The organism is Enterocloster lavalensis (assembly GCF_046603895.1).
Taxonomy (GTDB): domain Bacteria; phylum Bacillota; class Clostridia; order Lachnospirales; family Lachnospiraceae; genus Enterocloster; species Enterocloster lavalensis.
Genome location: NZ_CP176637.1, coordinates 5,188,798 through 5,209,000 on the forward strand (window position 1 = coordinate 5,188,798; position 20,203 = coordinate 5,209,000).

The following is a 20,203-nucleotide window of genomic DNA, read 5'->3' on the forward strand; positions in this document are numbered from 1 at the left end:
GAGAGGAGTAGGTCATGGAACGTTTTATCAACGGCGTGTTCCATCCGGATATCCAGCAGAAGCGGGCACGCACAGGACTGAAGTTTGTTGCACCGTGTACCGTTGTTGTGCTATTGATGATGATCGTGCCGATTATACGGACTATATCGTTCGCATTTTCAGAGGTGACGCTGCCATCCTTTGATACGCAGTTTAACGGGATCCGGAATTTTGAGAAGATCGTATCGCTGAAGGAATTTCCGGCGATTGTAAAAAATACAGTGGTGTGGATTGTGGGCTCGGTTGTGCTGAGAACAGGCATGGGATTTGTGGCGGCATTTATCATGGACGGACAGGGAAAACCGGTGAAGGCCGTGCGCCTGCTGGCTTTGCTGCCCTGGACGGTGCCCAGCATCGTGTCCGCCAACTCCTGGCGGTGGATGCTTCAGAGCGATTTTGGGCTCATCAACGGAATGTTTAAAAGCGTGGGCCTGGAATCCTGGTGCAGGCTGTGGCTGAGCACCGCCGAGACAGCCCTGCCGTCCGTGCTGGCGGCTTACACCTGGGCGGGTTTTCCGTTTGTGATGATGATGATTTTAGCGGGGCTTCAGGGAATCCCGGGGGAATTGTACGAATCCAGCGCCATTGACGGCGCCAGCCGGATCCAGCAGTTTTTCTATATCACCCTTCCCTCCCTGCGATCTGTGATCACCATGGTAATTGTGCTCGAGGTGGTAAACGCGATCAACGCGTTTGATCTGTTGTTTGTTTTGACCGGCGGCGGCCCGGGGACGTCCTCGGAAATTCTGGGATTGTTGATTTACCGCCTGGGATTCACCCGGTTCGACTTCGCAGGCGCATCCGCGGCCAGCACGCTGCTAATCGGAGCGGCTTTGGTGTGCTTCCTGTTCTACGCGCCCACACAAATCAGGAAAAAAGGGAGGAATCAAGCATGAAGAAACGGATGCATCCGGCCGTTATTGTGAAGATTCTGCTGATCGTCGGAATCTGCGCGTTCAGCCTGTTTCCCATTCTGTGGTGTCTCAGCACCTCCTTAAAGCCGGAGAGCCAGATTTATGAGGTGCCGCCGCGCTGGATTCCCAGAGAAGTGACGTGGGTCCATTATGGCCAGATTCTGAGGGACTCCAATATGCTGCATTATTTTAAAAACACGGTGATCCTGGCCACGGGGACCACGTTGATCACCATGACGGTGAGCGTGCTGGCGGCTTACGGATTCTCCCGGTACAAGTTCACGGGCAGTCGCTGCCTGATCTGGACAATTTTATTTGCAAGAGTTCTGCCGCGGGTGGCGGTGATCATACCCTACTATATCATCCTCAAGGAATTAAAGATGATCAACACCTACCCGGGCCTGATTCTGGTGTACCTGACCATCTGCCTGCCGGTTGCGGTGTGGATGCTGAAAGGATATTTTGACAATCTGCCCATTGAGGTTGAGGAGGCGGCGGTGGTGGACGGCTGTTCCCCGTTCCGCGTCCTGGTTGAGATCGTGATTCCCATGTGCAAGCCCATATTGGCTACGGTTGCCATGAACGCGTTTGTCCTGTCCTGGAACGAATTCCTGTTTGCCCTGACCATGACGGACGGCAAGGCCATGCGCCCGATTTCCGTGGGACTGGCGTTTTTTATAGACGAGATGGGCGTACATTGGGGGCCGCTGATGGCTGCTTCCATCCTCATGAGCATCCCGGCGGTGATTTTCTTCTCCCTTGCACAAAACCAGATGGTGCGGGGGTTGAGCGCCGGCGCGGTGAAGGGATGATAGAGATGAAAGGAACCGTAAAATGATGAAAAGAGTTGTGGTTGGCATAATCGGAAGCGGCTTTGCGGCGGACCTGCACGCATGCGCGTATCAGAAGGTCTACGGCGTGGAGATCGTTCTGAAGGCGGTCGCCTCGCTGGCTCCCAATGCAGGGGAATTTGCGGCGGCCCACGGGATCGCCGGGGTGTATACGGATTACCGGGAAATGTTAAAGGACCCGGAGATCGACGTCATCGACGTGGTTGCGCCCCCGTTTCTCCACGAGGAGATGATAAAGGCGGCCATAGAGAGCAAAAAGCATGTCATCTGTGAAAAGCCGCTGACCGGATATTTTGAACCGGCGGACGGTTCGCAGAGCTTTACAAAGGAGAAGGCCTACCGGGAGGTCCAAAGGAAGCTTAAGGAGCTGGGGGAGGCCGTTGAGGCGGGCGGCGTCAAGTTCATGTATGCGGAGAATTACATCTATACGCCCGCTCTTCAGAGGAGCCTGGAGTTTTTGAACGCCCAGAACGGCAGAATCCTGTTTATGCGCGCGGAGGAGAGCCACAACGGCTCCCATGCGGCCCACGCGGCGCTTTGGAAATGCAGTGGAGGCGGATCCTTTATCCGTCAGGGCTGTCACCCGCTGTCCGCGGTCCTCTACCTGAAGGAACAGGAGGCCAGGAAACGCGGGGAGGAGATCCGCGTCACCAGCGTGATGGCTGACATGGGAAATGTCAGCGGCGTTTTGAACGAGGAGGAGCTGGCATTTATTGAGACGAGAGCCGTGGACGTGGAGGACCTGGCAAATGTCCTGCTCACCTTTTCGGATGGCAGCAGGGCCGTAATCATGGCGGGGGACATGGTGGTGGGAGGCGTCAAGAATCTGGTGGAAATCTATACCAACAAGAGCGTCTACTACTGTAATATGGCGGCAACAGACGGCCTGCGCGCTTATCACGATCAGGCGCAGGGGCTGGAAAATGTCTATGTGACGGAAAAACTCACCACGAAAACCGGATGGCAGAACGTATTCCTGGAGGAAGAGCTGATGAGAGGGTATACAGGCGAGCTTCAGGATTTTATGGAATGCGTTGCCTTTGACCGGCAGCCCAAGTCCGGTTTCGAATTGGCGGCCAAAACAGCGCTGTTGGTTTACGCGGCGTACCATTCGGCGGAGACGGGGCGCAGGGTTTCGCTGGAACTTTAAAGGGAGAGGGCGGAATCCGGCACAGAGATTTCGCCCTCTCATTTGGACGCAATAGGCCGCCGGGAGACCGGCGGACAGTTGCAAAATGCGGTGAACCGCGCGGAGCGCAGGGGACATCGCAGTGCGGAGGCGGTATGGAAGAACAAATATATCTGCTGTTCGATATCGGCGGAACATCGGTGAAGTATGCGGCGGGCGACGGCGCGGGAAGGCTGTGGGAGCCGGGCAGCTTCAAAACGCCTGAGTCCGGTATGGAGGAGCTGCTGGCCCGGATGGCGGAGGTTTACGGGCGGTTTGAAGGCAGGCGGAACATCTGCGGGGCTGCGGTCAGCTGCCCCGGGGCGGTGGACGGGAAAAACGGCGTGATACATGGCTCCAGCGCGGTGCCGTATATTCATGAGATCCCGTTTCGGGATATGGTATCCGGGGCTTTGGGCGGCCTGAGCGTTCTCATAGAAAACGACGCCAGATGCTTTGCCATGGGAGAGATGTGGCTGGGGGAGGCTGCCGGAGCCGGCCATTTTTCAACCATTGCCATCGGCAGCGGCATAGGGGGCGCCATGGTCCACGACAGGCGGGTGCTTTACGGCGCAAATCTGTGCTGCGGCGAGGTTTCGAATTTCCCGCTGGGCGCACAGAAGCCGGACGGGACCAGGGAGGTGTGGTCTGATTACACCCCGGTTAACCTGGCGAAGCGCTACATCTGTCAGTTTGGTATGGAAATAAATGGAAAAAAAGCTGTTTGAACTGGCGGAGCAGGGGGATGGGACGGCGGCGGTTTACCTGGATCAATTTTATTATTACACGGCCCTGGGCTGTATTTTAATCCAGTTTTCCTTTGATCCGGAGATCATTGTCCTGGGCGGAGGCGTCAGCGAGAGGGAGGACCTGGCGCGGCGTATTGAGGAGAAGGTGAACGATATCCTGTGTCCGGGACAGAATTTCAGTTTTTTAAAGCCCAAATTGGTTCGTAGCAGAAACAATAACCGTTCAAACCTTAGGGGGGCGCTGTTTGCCCTGCTGCAGAGAGTAGAGGAGGAAAAGAATGAAGGAATATCAGTTTAAGGAAGGGTTTCTCTGGGGCGGGGCCTGCTCGGCGGTGCAGTGCGAGGGGCGCGGCCCGGAGGATGGAAAGCAGGATAACATCTGGGACCAGTGGTACCGGGAGGACCCGGGGGCATTTTACCAGGGGGTAGGGCCGGAGGTGACTTCGGACTTCTACCACAATTATGAGCAGCTGATTAAAATGATGAGAGAATGCGGGATCACGTCGTTCCGCACGTCCCTGCAGTGGGCCAGGATCATTTCGGACCGGGACGGCACGGTGAACCGGAAGGGGATTGGTTTCTATCACCGGGTGATAGACGCGCTGCTGGACAACGGAATCGAGCCGATTCTCTGCCTGAACCATTTTGACATGCCGATGTACTGGATGGAAAAGGGCGGGTTTGAGTGCCGCGAGACAGTGGACGCGTTCGCCGCCTTCGCCAGAGTCTGTTATGGGGAGTTTTCCGGCAAAGTCAGGCGCTGGGTTACCTTCAACGAGCCGGTGATCACGCCGGAGCAGGGATATCTGTATCTCCACCATTATCCGCTGGTGCAGGACGGCAGGCGGGCGGCGCAGGTGGCCTACTACATCCAGCTTGCCAGCAGCATGGCGGTGGAGGCTTACCGGCAGATGGGCTGTTCCGGCCAGATCGGCATTGTCTTAAACCTGACGCCCACTTACTGCCGGAATCCTGAGGACGAGCGGGACCGCAAGGCTGCGTATGCGGCGGACCTGTTCTTCAACCGGTCATTTCTGGACCCGTCGGTAAAGGGGGAATACCCGGCCGACCTGGTCCGCATATTGGAGGAGAATCAGGCGGTTCCGGTCCACACGGAGCAGGAGCTGGAGACGATACGCAGGAACACGGTGGATTACCTGGGGGTCAATTACTATCATCCCCGGAGAGTCGTGCACCGCAGCCGCCCGCTGGAATCCGATACGTTTATGCCGGACCGGTATTTTGAATATTATACGCCGGAGAACTGCCGGATGAACAAGTCCAGGGGCTGGGAGATCTATGAAAAAGGGCTGTACGACATCGGCATCAATATCCGGGATCACTACGGCAATATTCCCTGGATGGTCACGGAGAACGGCATGGGCGTTCAGGACGAAGAGCGGTTTCTGAACGAGGAAGGCATGGTGGAGGACGGCTACAGGGTGGAGTTCATCAAAGATCACCTCCGCTGGCTGCACAAGGCGATTGAGGAGGGCTGCAACTGCTTCGGCTACCATATGTGGTGTCCTTTCGACAGCTGGTCCTGGTCCAACGCATACAAAAACCGGTACGGTTTTATCCGCATAGACATCAATGACCACGCCAGGCCGTCGTTCAAACGGTCCGCCGCCTGGTTCCGCCAGGTGTCCGACGGGAATCGATTCACAGACTGATGTAAAAAGGGTATGGCTCGGATGAACCATACCCTTTTGGTTTGTTGATGCGATCAGATACCGGCACGAATTGCCTTAATCGTCCTCCTCCGGTGCAAGCTCGGTGGTCTCCACCTTGGGCGGCATAGCGTAGGAGAACAGGATGAAGCAGATGAAACCTGCTACCAGTCCGGGAATGATGGGCTGGCTGAACTTGATTCCGAACAGCATTCCGCCGGAAATATGCTCCAGATACACCACCACGATGGTGCCTGCGATCAGGGAGGCGATGGTGCCTGCCGTGGAGGCTTTCTTCCAGTAATGTCCCATCACGTAGGGGAAGAAGGAGCCTGCGGCCCGGAGCGTGAAGCAGAACATCAGGATGGACACGATGCTCTGGGTGTTGAACAGGGCGATCAGCATGGAGGCCACGCCCACCAGGCACATCACGGTCTTGGTCACCTGCATCACGGACTTGCTGGAAGCGTCGGGCTTCAACACAGCTTTGTAAATATCATTGGCGAAAATGGACCCGGCGCCCAAAAGGTCGGAGTCGGAGCTGGACATGGTGGCGGAGATGATGCCCGCGAACAGCAGTCCGCAGATCAGCGCCGGCATGGTGTTGATGGCCAGCACGGGCAGGGCGTAGCGCGCGCCAACGGAGGCGAACTGATCGGAGCTGAACTTGCCCATGTTGATCAGCGCCAGGGTGATGATGCCCAGGATCGTGGGGATGAAGGCGTAGATAAAGTTCACAAGAGCTGCCAGCCATGCGCCGCCCTTGGCCGCCTTCTCATCCTTAGCCGCGTAGAAACGGGATACCGCTTCCTGGCCCACGGAGAAGGTTGCGGTGTACATGATCACAAGGGAAATGATTCCGAACAGGTCGTAGCCCGCAAACAGGCTCATGGTGCCCTCGGGGATATTGGTGGTCACATTACCCCAGCCGCCGGCGTAGTTGATGGCGAAGGGAACTGCGATGATCATGCCGATCACGATCAGGAACACCTGGACGAAGTCGGTCAGGGTCACGCTCCAGAGACCGCCCATGATGGAGTAAACGGTCACAACCACGGCAACGATGATCACGGCCACCTGGTAGTCGATGTTCAGCATGGTGGAAAGGATGACTGCGGAGGCGATGAACTGTCCGGCGGTCAGGCCCACCAGGGGAAGCAGCATGATGATGGCGGTGATCAGGCCGCAGGATTTGCCGTAGCGCCTGCGGAAATACTCGGGCACGGTCTTTACCGTTGCCGCCCGGAACTTGGGAGCGATGAAGCTCAGGATAATGAACGCGATGCCCATGGTGGTAATGTACCAGGAAGCGCTGAGGCCGAAGCCGGACATGCCGTTCTGCACCACGCCCAGGGAGCTGCCGCCGCCGATCTCCGTGGCCGCCAGGGTGCCTGCCATCAAAAGCGGGCCAAGCCTGCGCCCAGCCACCATGAAGTCGGTGTTGGTGGAGATCTTGGTGGAAGAATACCAGCCGATCCACAGCATGACGAGCAGATAGACAATTACAATAGCGGTTACAAGAATGTTAGTACCCATACAAACCCCTCCTATATGTATTGAATGTCTTGTTATACTCAGTTTATCATGTAAAAAGCACGAAAAAAACTGCCGAATCTGCAAAAAAATTACCAAATATGACGGTTGGGGAGAGGACTGGGGGGAGGAAAGACCGCGGGTGTTCCGGGAGTGCCTCGCTGCCGAGGTGCGCCCTTGCCGCCTCCCTCCCGTGTCCTCCGCCCCGCCGCTTGACTTATACCGCCCCAGCACATAAAATAGAAAAAAGAGCTGAACGGAACATGGCAGATTTGCAGAGGGGGAATGATATGGACGTTTTGAAAATTGCGATCTGTGACGATACCGTGGAGGAGTGCAGGGAAGTGGAGGCGTGCGCGGCGCGCTTTTTCGGGGATCGGAGGCTGAAGGCCCGCATCGATACATACAAGGATATGCCGGAGCTTCTGGCGGCGGACGAGGAGTACGATCTGTACCTGCTGGACGTGCTGATGCCCGGCATGACCGGGATCGAGGGGGCGGGTGCCCTTCAAAAGAAGGTGGAGCGGCCGGTGGTGGTGTTCATCACCTCCTCCCTGGAATCCGCGGTGGACGGCTACAGCGTCAACGCGGCGGGTTTTGTGCTAAAGCCCGTGGAGCCGGAGCGCCTGGAGGCCACCCTGGAGCGGGTGCTGCGCCAGTACCTGGGGGAGAGGCGTGCGGTGCTCACCGTGACCCACAACCGGGTGCCGGTGCAGCTGAAGCTGGAGAAGGTGGTATACTTTGAGAACCGCCTGCACCGGGTGTACGCGGCGCTGGACGACGGGGAGCTTCTGACCATCAGCCACAAGCTGTCCGAGCTGCAGGAGGAGCTGGAGGGTTTTTCTCAGTTTCTGCGCTGCCACCAGAGCTATATCGTGAACCTGGACCATGTGGAGGCCCTGGAGGAATCCTGTTTTCAGATGGCCGGCGGGCAGGTGGTGCCCGTATCCCGCAATTTTTACAAGCAGAGCAAATACGCCTATTATCATCACCGGCTGAAATGAGGGGAAAATGAACGACGAAGCCTGCAGTGTTTTCCAGGACCTGATCAATCTGGCCGTGCGCATGATGCCCATTTTCATGTGCATGGAACCAAAACATAAGAACAAAGAAAATATTGCCGCCGTCTCGGCGTACCTCTGGGTCCTGATGGTGTCCATGGAGTCGGTGTTCCACATCGATCCCAGGGCGTTTCTGACGTTCCGTGGAATTTTCTCCTGCCTGTTTTTCCTGGTGCTGCTGGTGTTCTTCAAAGGCGGTCTGCTGAAGAAAGCCTTTTTGTACGTATCGGCCTGGCTGTTCGCCGTGCTCAGCCTGCCCTTAAATGAGATCGCGGCCCGGGCGCTGGCGGGCAGGACCGGCCTGACCCTGGGGCAGATCGGCGTGATCGTGTCCCTGATCTTTGCCGTCGGGTTCTGTCTGTTCGTGCGTTTCTGGCTCAAGTCGGTGGTGGAACAGCTCTTTTCCCAACTGTCCAACCGCTCCGGCACCCTTCTCCTCACTTATCCGTCGGTGTCCCTGGTGATTCTGTTCATCGGCATCAACACCATTTTCTCGCCCCGGTCCCTGGCCGGGCGGGGGATGGAGGACGTGCTGTTTTTTATGGCCCTGTGTGCCATGATCCTGGTGCTCTACGTGATGATTCTCAGCAGCACCCTGGAGATTGTGGGCCGCCGGAAAACGGAGGAGGAGCTGCGGTTTGCCAGGCAGCTGATCAGCCAGCAGCGGGAGCATTACAACCAGACCCTGGACTACATCGAGCAGGTGCGCATCATCCGGCACGATTTCCGCCACCATATCCATGCGCTGCTGAACATGGACAAGGAGGACCAGACCCGTTACCTCCAGAATCTGCAGCGGGAGCTGGACACCGCGGCGGAAATGGTGTTCTGCCAGAACCAGTCGGTCAACGGCCTGCTGCAGGAGTACGCGGCCAGGGCCCGCCAGGACGGCGTGGAATTTGAGGCCCGGCTGGACCTGTCCGCCCGGGTGCCGGTGGACGACTTAACGCTCTGCATCGTCATCGGAAACCTGCTGGAAAATGCCCTGGAAGCCTGCCGTCGCCTGCGGGAAAACCGGTTTATCCATCTGCAGGCCCGATGGATGGAGGACCACATGATGATGATGGTGGAAAACTCCTACAACGGCCAGATCAAACAGAGCGGCGGAAAGATTCTCTCCAGCAAAAAGGACGGCGGCCTCGGCATGATGAGCATCCGGCGGATTTTGAGCAGGCCGGGGGACGAGTTTGACGTGTGCTACAATGAAAATACGTTTACGGCTATGGTGAAGATTATGGATCGGACGATACCGGAGGCCAAATAATAGAAGATGAAGCCATAGAAAAAGGTTCTGCTTACGTCCTGGCAGAACCTTTTTTCTATGGCTTCATCTATGTTAAAGTGTGAATAGGGGGATAGGAGTAATAATGGTGGCTAACATGTCATTGATATAAAATGTAATCAGTTGATGGAGATATACTTGGGCGCTTCCTCCACCGCCTTGGGGGCGTCCTTGGGAACGGTCAGGCGCAGCACGCCGTTGGTAAAGGCTGCGTGAATATCCTCCTGGCGGAGCTGTTCGCCCACATAGAAGCTTCTCTTGCAGGAGCCGGTATAGCGCTCTCTGTGAATATAGCTGACCTTGGCCTGCTCGTCGCTATCCACGCTGGCCTGAGCGGTGATGGTCAGGTAACCGTCCTTCAGCTCAATGCGGATATCTTCTTTCGAATAGCCGGGCAGTTCAACGTCCAGCAGATAATTCCCGTCCTTCTCGCGGATATCGGTTCTCATAACCGGCAGATTCTTAGGCTCCTCCGCCTTCTCCCGGCTTCCGGTAAAGAAGGGATCATTGAAAAATTCATCAAATAAATTCAGTCCATAATTTCTTCTGGGTATCAGCATCATCGATAATTCCTCCTTGGTTGGTATCGGTATTTCCTTTTCATGCCCTTATTATAGCACGATTGTTAGCACTGTCAAGAGGTGAGTGCTAATTTTTTGAAAGTTTAGAGTTTCTTTATATTTTAATGGGGGGGGGGGAGAGATGCTGGAAAGTACGCCCATGGCGGGGGAGGGGTTCGGCGGCGAGTTCTGGGAAGTCATGTTGCTAAGGTCCCGACAGCACAAAAGAAGGGGTACCGTGGACATTCACACCGTATTCCTGAAGGAATACGCTGTTCAGGTCCACTCAAAAGCTTGCTTTGAGGCAAGCTTTTGCCCCCTTCTTTTGCACTGCCGGTACCTAAGCACCATTGACTCCCCTCCACACGCCCCCGAACCCCTCCCCCGCCATGGCCTGGCATTCCCGGCCATAACAAAAGGAGCTCCGCGAAGCCTTGCCCAAAATAAAAAAGGGCCTCCGCCCACCAATATATTTACGAAACAAAGCAACCTACAGCCAGCAATTTTCCGTCCTCCACCAGAAGCGGTGGCGGCTGGCAGAAAACGTAGTGGGTGAGAGGCGGGGACGCGGGGATGGAGGTGACTGTGGAGCGGTTCGGAGAGTCTTAGGGGCGAGGGGTGGAAAAAGCCGGGATTACGCAGGGCGTTCCACGCCCGGAGTAAAGCGTAGGCGGAGGGGCCGGCATCAGGCCGGCGCTGGAGCTCGGAGCGGTGCCCGGCTTTTTGCGCCCCTCGCCCCTTAGACTCTCCCACCGCGGAATCCGGAACCTCCAGCCCCGCGTCCCCGCCTCTCACGAACGGATGCATCAAAATCCCCAGTCCTCCATCCTCCTAACAACCCCCTCCAAAGAATTCCGATCAATCAATGCCGGAATCACCCCCTGCCGTGACACGCAGAATCCCGCCGCATAACTTGCAATCCGCGCCGCTTTCTCCGTCCCGTACCCCGCGGAGAGATACACTGCCAGCGCCGCGATAAACGCATCCGCCGCCCCCGTTGTATCCACCGGCGTGAAATCCGCCGCAGGCAGATACCCGGTAAAGTCCGGCGCCTTCACATAACAGCCCCGGTGTCCCAATGTAATGATCACAGTTTCCGCTCCCATCTGCAGAAAATGCTCCGCCCTTCCCTCCACGTCCGCGATCTGCGGACACAAAAGCTCAGCCTCCTTGCGGTTGGGCACAAAGATATCGATATACTGCATGAGATCCGGCGTGATCCGGTTGATGGCGGCCGGTTTTAAAATGTTTTTGACCCCGTTTTTCCGGGCGATCTCAGCCGCCTCCCGAACCGCCTCCACCGGGACTTCCGTCTGGAGCAGACAGTAGCCCGCGTTCTCGAACAGGCTGCTGAAAGCGCGGATATCCTGGGGGAGCAGCTTTTGGTTGGCTCCGGTTAAAATGGTGATGGTGCTCTCGCCGTCGTTCTGGACGTGGATGTAGGCCTTTCCGGTTTCGCTGCGCGGGTCCCGGCTGATTCCCTGGACGTCCACGTGGTTTTCCTCCATGCAGCTGTAGACCACGGCGGAATCGTAGTCGCTTCCCACCTTCCCGATCAGGGCCACGTCGTTGCCCAGCCTGGCCACGCCCACGGCCTGGTTGGCCCCCTTGCCGCCGGGGATGATGGAATGCCGGCTGGTGCTCACGGTCCGGCCGGGCTGGGGCAGCTCCTCCACGTTTAAGGTCACGTCGATATTGATACTGCCGATGACTACGATCTTCTTGGCGCTGTGGGCGTAGGGAAGGCCCAGACTCAGCATATTTTCCAGGGCGCAGTCTGTGACAAATTCGCCCGGGGCGTTTCCGATCTTTTCACAGCGGCTGATCAGCTGCGCGCAGACATATTCCCCGAACTCGCAGTAGGGAATCCGCAGGGTGGAGATTCCGGGGTAATGCACGCATTCCTCCGGGCAGTCCCGCAGGCTGACCAGGGACAGGTCGTCGGGGACCCGGTAGTGGATCCGGGCCAGCTGCTCCATGAGGCGCAGGGAGGCAGCGTAATGGCTGCTCAGGATACCGGTGGGGGTGTGGGAAAACAGACCCGCGTGCCAGTCGTCCTGCTCGATGGGCAGATTCATGCTGTCCGAGTAGGTGATGCCGTGGTCGAACAGGCATTTTTTAAATCCCTCCAGCACCAGCTGGGAGCGCTTGCTGCCGGTTTTGGTCAGACAGCCCAGCTTGGTGTGGCCGTAATCCAAAAGCAGCTTTGCACCCTGGTAGCCGATCCGGGTGAAATCGATGCGGCTGCCGGGGTCTGCCGGGGAATTGACAAAGCATACCTCGATGCCCTCGCTCTCAAAATACCGGGCGTATTCCAGGCTCTTTTCGTTTAGGGGCTCCCAGATGACGCCGTCCACCTTGTGGCGGCAGAGGGCGGTGATGTTTTTTAACTCCTGTTCGGGATCGGACATGCAGTCGCACAGCAGCAGGCTGTATCCGTTTTTCTGGGCGGTCTTTAAAATACTGTCCAAAAAGCGGCTGTTCCCGGCGGAGGCGTTTAACAGGAGGCCGAGCATGAAGGTTTTGGCTTCGGAAATATTTTTGACCGTGCCGTAGGGCGTGTAGTTGTAGTCCTTAACGATCTTTAACACACGGTTCCTGGTCTCCGCGTTGATGTTCTCATCCTTGTTGTTTACGATCTTCGAAACAGTCGATATGGACACACCGGCTATCTGGGCGATTTCCTTAATTGTCATAGGGCCTCCTGAAATGTTGTCGTTCCTTGGCGCTCTGTTCCCGTGGGGCGCGCTGTGCGCCGTTGGCAAAAAATACCCCGCAGGTATTGTTCGTGTATTGTAACAGATTGCCGTATCATAATAGCAGTTCTCCCCACATTATGATATATGAAACGGGATTTGTCAATATTTGTTAGAGGGCATATGAAAAATGTGTATAAAAAAACTATTTAAGAAAATATTTTTTGTAATATAATGCAAAAAGCTTGACAAAATCTCAGCTTGTGATAATATGAAATCACAAAAAAATGATTTAAGAAAGTGATTTCTTGACAAAATAGCACAAAAGGAGGAAGAATGAGCAGAGGCATATTGGTTGTGGGAAGTCTGAACATGGATATGTCGGTTCATATGGAGACCATGCCGGCGGTAGGGGAAACCGTCCTGGGGGATGGACTGGGATATCAGATGGGCGGAAAAGGGGCGAATCAGGCCTGCGCCTGCGGCCGGCTGGGCGGAGATGTGAAGATTCTGGGCTGCGTGGGACGGGATGAGTTCGGGAGCCGACAGATCGAAAGCCTTGGAGCGGCGGGGGTGGATGCCTTGGGACTGCGGCAGAGCCCCGGTCTGCCCACCGGTACGGCGGTCATTTACGTGGACAGAAACGGGGACAACAGCATCGTGGTGATCCCGGGGGCCAACCGGGAGTGCGGCGAGCAGTATTTGCGGGAGCAGGATGAGCTGTTCCGGTGGTGCGGCATTATCGTGCTGCAGATGGAGATTCCCATGGAGGCGGTTTTGTACGCGGCCAGAAGAGGCCGGGAGCTGGGAAAAACCGTGATCCTCAATCCCGCCCCGGCCCCGGACAAGCTGCCGGACGAACTGCTTGGCCTGGTGGATTACCTGACGCCCAATGAGACGGAGCTGGCCAAATTGAGCGGGATCGCAGCCGTGGGCCAGACGGATTTAAAGCGGGCGGCCCGCCTTCTGATCGAAAAAGGGGTGAAGAAGGTGCTGGTCACCCTGGGAGAGCAGGGCGCGCTTCTGGTGGACGGTGAGACGGAACGCCTGTATCCGGCCCGCCAGGTGGAGAGCGTGGACACCACGGCCGCCGGGGACTGCTTTAACGGAGCCCTGGCCACGGCCCTGGCTGAGGGAATGGCGGAGGACGAGGCGATCCGCTTCGCCAATCTGGCGGCTTCCCTGGCGGTGACGCGCAAAGGAGCGCAGAGCTCCCTGCCGGACCGGGAGGAAGTGGAGCGCTTAAGCGGGGATAGCCGGGAGCGGAGCGCTTAAGAGGACGGCCGGAGCCAAGCGCTTAAGCGGGGCAGCCGGGAGTGATTAAGAGGACAGCCGGAGCCAAGCGCTTAAGCGGGCAGCCGAGAGCGATTAAGAGGACACCCGGGAACGGAGCGCTTAGGGACGTAAAGGAGACATATGGAACGAGAGAGAAAGGATCATACATCCGGCGCAGGCCGGACGGAAGGATTTTCGGGTATATTTCCCTACATCGTGTCGCCAGTGGGGGAGCGCGGGGAGATTTTGGAGGAGCCGCTGCGCAGGATGGTTTCCCAACTGATTGGCTGCGGCGTCCACGGGCTGACGCCTCTGGGGAGCACGGGGGAATTCTACTACCTGAGCTGGGAGCAGAAACGGCGGATTGTGGAGATCGTGCTGGATGAGAATCAGAACCGGGTGCCCGTGGTGGCAGGGGTTACCTCCTCCAACACCATGGAGGGCTGCAGGCAGGCCCGGGAGTTTGAGGCCATGGGCGTGGATGGGATTCTCAGCATCCTGGACGTATATTTTCCGGTGAAACCCAGGGAGGTGGAGGAGTATTACGCCAGCGTGGCAAAGAGCGTTTCCTGCCCCATTGTGCTGTACAACAACCCGCGTTTTATGAAGTTCAATCTGGAAGCGGACACCCTGGAAGCGCTGTGCAGGATTCCCAATATCCAATATTACAAGGATGCCACGGGGGTGACGGGGAACCTGATGACGCTGCGCAACCGGCTGGGGGACCGGCTGAAGATCTTCAGCGCCTCCGCCCACATTCCGGTGTTCGTGATGATGTTGGGCGGCGTGGGCTGGATGGCGGGCCCGGCCTGCGTGATTCCGCGGCAGAGCGTGCGCCTGTATGAACTGTGTCGGGACGGGAAGTGGGACGAGGCTATGAAGCTTCAGACCAGGCTTTGGGAGCTGAACCGGGTATTCCAGAAGTACAACCTGGCGGCCTGCATCAAGGCCTGTCTGGAAATACAGGGGTTTGCGGTGGGAAATCCCATCCCGCCCATTGCGCCGCTTGACGCAAAGGCCCGGGAGGAATTGGAGAACGTACTGAGACAAATGGAAACGTTGTGAGGTAAAGGAGGAAAAAGATGAAAAAATGGTTATCGTTGCTTATGGTGTGTACATTAGCGTTGTCGTCGGTTGGCTGTTCGTCCAAACCGGCTGACGGGTCCGCCGGGACTGAGAAGGCGGCGGATACCACGGCTGCCGGGACAAGCGCCGCGGCCGCGGATGCCGGGGAAAAGCAAAACGGGAACGACGGCGGCTCCGAGGCGGCTCTGCCCTCAGGCTCCATCACCTGGCTGACCAACTCCGCCTATGGGGACGTGCCCCAGAAGCTGGCGGACGCTTACATGGAGCACAACCCTGGCGCCACCATCACCCTGGAGAGCTACACCAGAACCCAGATGATGGAGGTCATCGAGGTGAAAATGGGCGCGGGGGACAACAGCTACGACGTGTTCTTTGTGGACCAGCCCCTGATCGCTTCCTATTACTGGAAAGACTATCTGCTTCCGTTAAACGACTACGTCAGCGAGGCGGATATGGACGTGTTCACCGACGCGGACAAAGCGTCCAGCTACGTGGAGGGAACGCTGGAAGCGCTGCCCCTCACCTCATCCTCACAGGTGCTCATGGTCAATTTAGACTTGATGAAGGAAGCCGGAATCGAGCTTGACGAAAGCTATTTAAATCTGGAGGACCGCCTGACCTGGGAAAAACTGGTTGAGATCGCCGTGGATTTCCAGCAGAAAATGGATCCGGACCACACCAAGGGCTATTGGGGATTCGCGCTGGGGCAGCAAAATAACCCCTATCAGATCCTGGCTCTGGGCAATTCCCTGGGCGAGAAGGCCATTGCCGACGACGGCGTCACGGTGGAGGGCGTGTTCAATACCGACGGCTGGGTGAAGGCCCTGCAGTTCTATCAGGATTTATACACCAAATACGGCGTTTCCCAGGTGGGAACCACGGACGACGAGGTTAAAGCCCTGTTCTACAGCGGAAAATGCCTGTTCTACCTGGCGAACACCATCCGGGCCACAGAGGCCGACTTCGACATCGCGGGCATTTACCATCCCTACTTTGAGGGCGGCGAGATCGCGGTTCCCACCGGCAGCTGGTACCAGGGAATCAACAAGGCTACCGACAACCTGGAACTGTCTCTGGACTTCCTGAAATGGTGCACCATCGGGGACGGCGGAGAAATCTGGATGCTCAACAACAACCAGGTTCCGGCCAGAAAAGACCTGCTCCAGAACGTGATCGACGACAAATATACGGAATTCTCCGTGTGGCCGGGAAGCGCGACCAAGCTGGCCGCCATGGAAAATCTGGCCGGACACGGCTATATGAGGCCCACATCCTACGGCTGGAAATCCTTTGACAGCATCACGGCCAATATGTTCGCGGATATCCGAAGCGGCGCGGACGTGAAAGAGACGCTGGACCAGACAACGGAGCAGCTGCAGCAGGATTTTAACCAGTACAAGTAGATTGCGGCGGAGACGGTCGGAATCAGGCGCTGCGGTCTGCAGAACCGTTTAACGGACGGTTCTGCGGACCGCGGCACACAGACGGCAATTTTGGGAGAGGGATTTGCATGAATGGTATGAAAACAAAGTGTGGAACCAAGGGGACTGAAAAATGGACCGGGTATCATATGAAGCGAAAGCTGATACCGTATCTGTTCGTGGCTCCGGCCATGCTGGTTCTGATCGCCTTCAAGGTGCTGCCGATCTGCGTGAGCATCCACGGAAGCCTGTTTAAGGTGGGAGCGCGCAACATCCGGCATTTTGTGGGATTACAAAACTTTATCAATCTGTTTCAGGACAATATTTTTTACATTTCATTGAAAAATACCATCGTTTTCAATCTGATGACCACGCCGGTGGAAATCTGCTTCGCCTTTATCCTGGCGGCCGTGTTCAATCAGAATCTGCCGGGAATCAAGGTATTCCGGACGATTTTCTACATACCGGTGTGTATTTCCATGGCCATGGCCACCACGGTCTGGGCGCTGATGATGAACCCCTACCAGGGGCTGCTCAACACATTTCTGGGATATTTTGGAATTGGGTGGCAGGGATTTCTCACAGATCCCGGCCAGGCTCTGGGCTGTATCATGATGATTGCAGCGTGGAAAACCATACCGTACTGGATGATGTTCATGCTGGCGGGCATGCAGTCCATCCCGGAGAGCGTGTACGAGGCCGCCCGCATCGACGGGGCTTCGACCATAAAATCCATTTTCAAAATCACCATTCCGCTGATGAAGAACACCTTTGGATTCGTGGTGATTTCCAACTCCATCCAGAATCTGCTGCTCTTCGCGCCCATGTACATCCAGACCAACGGAGGTCCCAAGAACGCCACCAACGTGCTGATGCTGGAGGCCTACAAATCCGCGTACAGCTACAACAACATGGGGCGTTCCTACGCCATTGTGGTGATTCTGATTGTGGTGAGCATCCTGTTTTTGAACGCGCAGAATAAATTTTTCAAGATCGTGGATTAGGAGGTGGGGCTGTGAATACTGTAAATTCCGAGTTTGAAAGGCAGAAACGGCGCAAACGGGCTGTGAAAAAGGGCGTTATGGTATTGAAATACGCCGCGCTGGCCGTCGCCTCCTTTATCGTGCTGATGCCGATCCTGTGGTTTATGACCTCCTCGTTCAGGAGCAACAACGAGGTGTTCGCCAACATCAACCCGTTTTCCCTCCGGGAGATGTTCTTCGGAACTTACTCCCTGGAGAACTACAGGACGATATTTGTAAAGTACAATTTCGCGAGAACGGTGGGAAATACGCTGCTGGTCTGCTTTCTGACCATCACCATCGGCATTTTCGTCTGCTCCATGGCGGGGTACGCGCTGGCGAAGATGGAATTTAAGGGGAAACGGATCATGATGATGCTGGTGTTGTTTTCCATCATGATCCCCTTTGACGCCATCGCCATTCCGCTGTACTCCATTATCATGAAGCTGCGGTGGATCGACACCTACAAGGCGGTGATACTGCCGGCGGTGGCCAACGGCATGACCATTTTCCTGTTCCGCCAGAGCTTTGTGGACATCGACAACTCCCTGCTGGAATCGGCCAGGATGGACGGGGCGGGGGAGTTTCGGACCTATCTTCAGATTGTGATGCCGGTGAGTATTCCCACCATTATCAGCGGCGCGCTGGTGATGTTTACGGCCCAGTGGAACGCCTTTATGTGGCCCCTTCTGGTGGCCCGGTCCGATAAGCTGAAAATGCTTCAGGTGGCGCTGGCGGATTTCCAGCTGGAGAACGGCACCATGTGGGCGGAGCTGTTTGCGGGAATCACCATTTCCATGGTGATCCCCTGCGTGATTCTCATTCCCTTCCAGAAGTATTATATCCGGGGAATCGCTTCGTCCGGAACCAAGGGATAGCGCTGTATCGAAGAGGAGGTAATGAATTTGGCCATGAGAAAGATCATTCTGGACGTGGACACGGGAAGCGACGACGCGGTGGCGATTATGACCGCCATTCTCAGCCGGGAGCTGGAACTTCTGGGGGTTACCACCGTCCACGGCAACCTGCCGCTTCCGTACACTACGGACAATACGATGCGGGTTATGGATTTTATGAAATCCAAAATCCCGGTCTATCAGGGCTGCCCCTATCCGCTGGTCCAGGACCTGACGCCCGGTCGCAGGGTGAACGCGGACGAGGTAAAGCACGACACCATCATTGACGGCAAGGTAGTGGCCGTCCACGAGAAGGAACTGCCGCTGCCCCCCGCCGTCAGCGGCGTTCAGGAGGAGCACGCCGTGCCCTGGCTCTGGCGGACGCTAAAATACGCAAACGAAAAGATCACCCTGATCCCGGTGGGCGCCATGACAAATATCGCTACGGTATTGCGCATGGACCCCACGGTGGCGGAACATATCGATGAAATCATCTGCATGGGCGGCGGTATCCACGTGCACAACCGGTCCTACCGCTCGGAGACGAATTTTTACAATGATCCCGAGGCGGCCAAAATCATGCTGAACTGCGGCGTGAAGGTGACCGTGGTGACGCTGGACGCCACGCACAGCTCCTGGTTCGGGTATGAGGAGGTAAACGAGCTGCGCCGGATCGGCACCAAGGAAGCGGAGTTCGCGGCCCAGATGCTCTACCACCGCATCTACGCGGCCAACCTGATCGGAGCAAGAGCGGAAAAGAAGAGCGCGCTCCACGACGTGCTGGCTGTATGCGCGGCCATCGACCCGTCAGTTCTCACCGACGTGCGCCATGAGTCCTGCGACGTGGACATCGGGGGCCACATCGCGGACGGGGCGCTGATGGTGTCCTCCCGATACCGCTACAGCCGCCCTGAAAATCCCACCTACATCGCCTACCAGGCGGACCGGGATAAACTGTTTGCCATGCTGTGCCGCTATCTGGCGCGCGGTGAGAAAATTACAGGGGAGGGGAAAACGCTTGGAGGAGAAAACTGAAAAGACCAAAATCATCATCGACACAGACATCGGGGACGACGCAGACGACGCCCTGGCCATCTGCCTGGCCGTAAAATCCCGGCAGCTGGAAATACTTGGGATCACCACCGTGTTCCGCAACACGGCCGCCCGCGCCAAAATCGCGGTGAGCCTGCTGCGGGAGCTGGGCCGTGAGGACATTCCGGTGTATGCGGGCCTCGGAAAGCCCCTTGTGGAGGCGGCGGACGTCACCGCAGTGCCCAAACAGCTTTTTCCGGAGATGGAGCAGCTGCCCTACGAACGGTCCATGGATGCGGTAGAGTATCTGCGCCGGACCCTGACCGAAGCAAAGGAGCCCATCACCCTGGTGACCATCGGCCCCCTGACCAACATCGGGGTACTGTTATATCTGCACCCCGAGGTAAAGAAAAACATCCGGGAGATCGTAATGATGGCCGGAGCCTACTATATGCATTACAGGGAGCTGAACGTGCGCAGCGACCCCGAGGCGGCCAACATCGTATTTACGTCCGGCCTTCCCATCCGTGCCGTGGGCCTGGACGTCACCACCCGCTGCCAGGTGGACGACCAGCTGGTGGACCTTCTGGCGAACTGCGGCAAGCCCGGTACAAAGCTCCTGTCCCAGCTGCTGCTGTGCTACCGGGAAAACCGCGGCCGCCACACCTTCCTCCACGACCCCATGGCCGTGTTCGCGGTCCGCGACCGGGACCTGCTGGAATTTTCCGGCGAGGACATCCAGGTAGAGCTGCGCGGAGAGCACACCAGAGGAATGACCTTCAACCGCTTCCAGATCGGCTTCGGGAATGAACATCAAAACATACGCTGTGCGAAGCAGGTACAGGCGGAAGAATTTAAGAAAGCCTTTACCCAGATCATCACATCATAATAAAAAAATGCACAAATCAAAAGGCACCTACTTGCGCAGAAAATACGCCATAGCGGCGA

18 protein-coding genes are annotated in these 20,203 nt (G+C 56.8%); 15 read left to right on the top strand and 3 right to left on the bottom strand.

The genetic code is table 11. The features are described 5' to 3' along the window. Nucleotides 1–14: 14 nt before the first annotated feature. The 6 genes from ACK2JC_RS23315 (at nucleotide 15) to ACK2JC_RS23340 (ending at nucleotide 5,394) form a co-directional block, all read left to right on the top strand. The gene (locus ACK2JC_RS23315) at nucleotides 15–935 is read left to right on the top strand and encodes a carbohydrate ABC transporter permease (RefSeq protein WP_368272183.1); all 921 of its coding nucleotides are present in this window, start codon (nucleotides 15–17) and stop codon (nucleotides 933–935) included. Then, the gene (locus ACK2JC_RS23320; protein WP_118754626.1) at nucleotides 932–1,765 is read left to right on the top strand and encodes a carbohydrate ABC transporter permease; all 834 of its coding nucleotides are present in this window, start codon (nucleotides 932–934) and stop codon (nucleotides 1,763–1,765) included. Before ACK2JC_RS23315 ends, ACK2JC_RS23320 begins: the two co-directional genes overlap by 4 nt. A gap of 22 nt (nucleotides 1,766–1,787) precedes the next feature. Then, nucleotides 1,788–2,954 carry a Gfo/Idh/MocA family protein gene (locus tag ACK2JC_RS23325; RefSeq protein WP_368274702.1) on the top strand — a complete coding sequence of 389 codons (1,167 nt, stop codon included), beginning with the start codon at nucleotides 1,788–1,790 and terminating at the stop codon, nucleotides 2,952–2,954. A gap of 134 nt (nucleotides 2,955–3,088) precedes the next feature. Then, complete coding sequence (locus tag ACK2JC_RS23330) at nucleotides 3,089–3,700, top strand: ROK family protein (RefSeq protein ID WP_368272524.1); 612 nt, start codon at nucleotides 3,089–3,091, stop codon at nucleotides 3,698–3,700. Beyond that, entirely contained in the window at nucleotides 3,681–4,019 is a 339-nt protein-coding gene (locus tag ACK2JC_RS23335; protein WP_368272522.1) for an ROK family protein, read from the top strand. The genes ACK2JC_RS23330 and ACK2JC_RS23335 overlap by 20 nt, the downstream gene beginning before the upstream one ends. Then, the gene (locus ACK2JC_RS23340; RefSeq protein WP_368272520.1) at nucleotides 4,000–5,394 is read left to right on the top strand and encodes a glycoside hydrolase family 1 protein; all 1,395 of its coding nucleotides are present in this window, start codon (nucleotides 4,000–4,002) and stop codon (nucleotides 5,392–5,394) included. The genes ACK2JC_RS23335 and ACK2JC_RS23340 overlap by 20 nt, the downstream gene beginning before the upstream one ends. A gap of 75 nt (nucleotides 5,395–5,469) precedes the next feature. Here the strand turns inward: ACK2JC_RS23340 and ACK2JC_RS23345 are convergent, their stop codons facing one another. After that, nucleotides 5,470–6,927: a sodium:solute symporter gene (locus tag ACK2JC_RS23345; RefSeq protein ID WP_092365439.1), complete on the bottom strand. Its 1,458-nt coding sequence runs from the start codon at nucleotides 6,925–6,927 to the stop codon at nucleotides 5,470–5,472. Nucleotides 6,928–7,214: 287 nt separating this feature from the next. Here ACK2JC_RS23345 and ACK2JC_RS23350 point away from each other — a divergent pair, with 287 nt between their 5' ends. Then, entirely contained in the window at nucleotides 7,215–7,928 is a 714-nt protein-coding gene (locus tag ACK2JC_RS23350) for a LytR/AlgR family response regulator transcription factor (protein ID WP_233460650.1), read from the top strand. Nucleotides 7,929–7,935: 7 nt separating this feature from the next. Continuing rightward, nucleotides 7,936–9,249, top strand: coding sequence for a GHKL domain-containing protein (locus tag ACK2JC_RS23355; protein ID WP_368272518.1), 1,314 nt, complete (start codon nucleotides 7,936–7,938; stop codon nucleotides 9,247–9,249). A 137-nt stretch (nucleotides 9,250–9,386) separates the two neighbouring features. Here ACK2JC_RS23355 and ACK2JC_RS23360 read toward each other — a convergent pair whose 3' ends face one another. Then, a complete protein-coding gene (locus tag ACK2JC_RS23360; protein ID WP_118754615.1) occupies nucleotides 9,387–9,830 on the bottom strand; it encodes an Hsp20/alpha crystallin family protein in 444 nt (147 codons plus the stop codon). 803 nt (nucleotides 9,831–10,633) lie between these two features. After that, the gene (locus ACK2JC_RS23365; RefSeq protein ID WP_368271588.1) at nucleotides 10,634–12,523 is read right to left on the bottom strand and encodes a PfkB family carbohydrate kinase; all 1,890 of its coding nucleotides are present in this window, start codon (nucleotides 12,521–12,523) and stop codon (nucleotides 10,634–10,636) included. A gap of 336 nt (nucleotides 12,524–12,859) precedes the next feature. Here ACK2JC_RS23365 and rbsK point away from each other — a divergent pair, with 336 nt between their 5' ends. From rbsK to ACK2JC_RS23400, 7 genes are all read left to right on the top strand, one after another. Next, nucleotides 12,860–13,798, top strand: coding sequence for a ribokinase (gene rbsK, locus ACK2JC_RS23370; RefSeq protein ID WP_107434859.1), 939 nt, complete (start codon nucleotides 12,860–12,862; stop codon nucleotides 13,796–13,798). 141 nt (nucleotides 13,799–13,939) lie between these two features. Beyond that, the gene (locus ACK2JC_RS23375; RefSeq protein WP_107434860.1) at nucleotides 13,940–14,863 is read left to right on the top strand and encodes a dihydrodipicolinate synthase family protein; all 924 of its coding nucleotides are present in this window, start codon (nucleotides 13,940–13,942) and stop codon (nucleotides 14,861–14,863) included. 17 nt (nucleotides 14,864–14,880) lie between these two features. After that, nucleotides 14,881–16,287, top strand: a complete 1,407-nt coding sequence (locus ACK2JC_RS23380) for an ABC transporter substrate-binding protein (protein WP_107434861.1) — start codon at nucleotides 14,881–14,883, stop codon at nucleotides 16,285–16,287. Between the two features lie 107 nt (nucleotides 16,288–16,394). Then, complete coding sequence (locus ACK2JC_RS23385; protein ID WP_092365385.1) at nucleotides 16,395–17,309, top strand: carbohydrate ABC transporter permease; 915 nt, start codon at nucleotides 16,395–16,397, stop codon at nucleotides 17,307–17,309. A gap of 11 nt (nucleotides 17,310–17,320) precedes the next feature. Further along, complete coding sequence (locus ACK2JC_RS23390; RefSeq protein WP_107434862.1) at nucleotides 17,321–18,205, top strand: carbohydrate ABC transporter permease; 885 nt, start codon at nucleotides 17,321–17,323, stop codon at nucleotides 18,203–18,205. Between the two features lie 33 nt (nucleotides 18,206–18,238). Next, complete coding sequence (locus ACK2JC_RS23395) at nucleotides 18,239–19,258, top strand: nucleoside hydrolase (protein WP_227168829.1); 1,020 nt, start codon at nucleotides 18,239–18,241, stop codon at nucleotides 19,256–19,258. Then, complete coding sequence (locus ACK2JC_RS23400; RefSeq protein ID WP_320936508.1) at nucleotides 19,242–20,144, top strand: nucleoside hydrolase; 903 nt, start codon at nucleotides 19,242–19,244, stop codon at nucleotides 20,142–20,144. The genes ACK2JC_RS23395 and ACK2JC_RS23400 overlap by 17 nt, the downstream gene beginning before the upstream one ends. Nucleotides 20,145–20,203 lie beyond the last annotated feature (59 nt).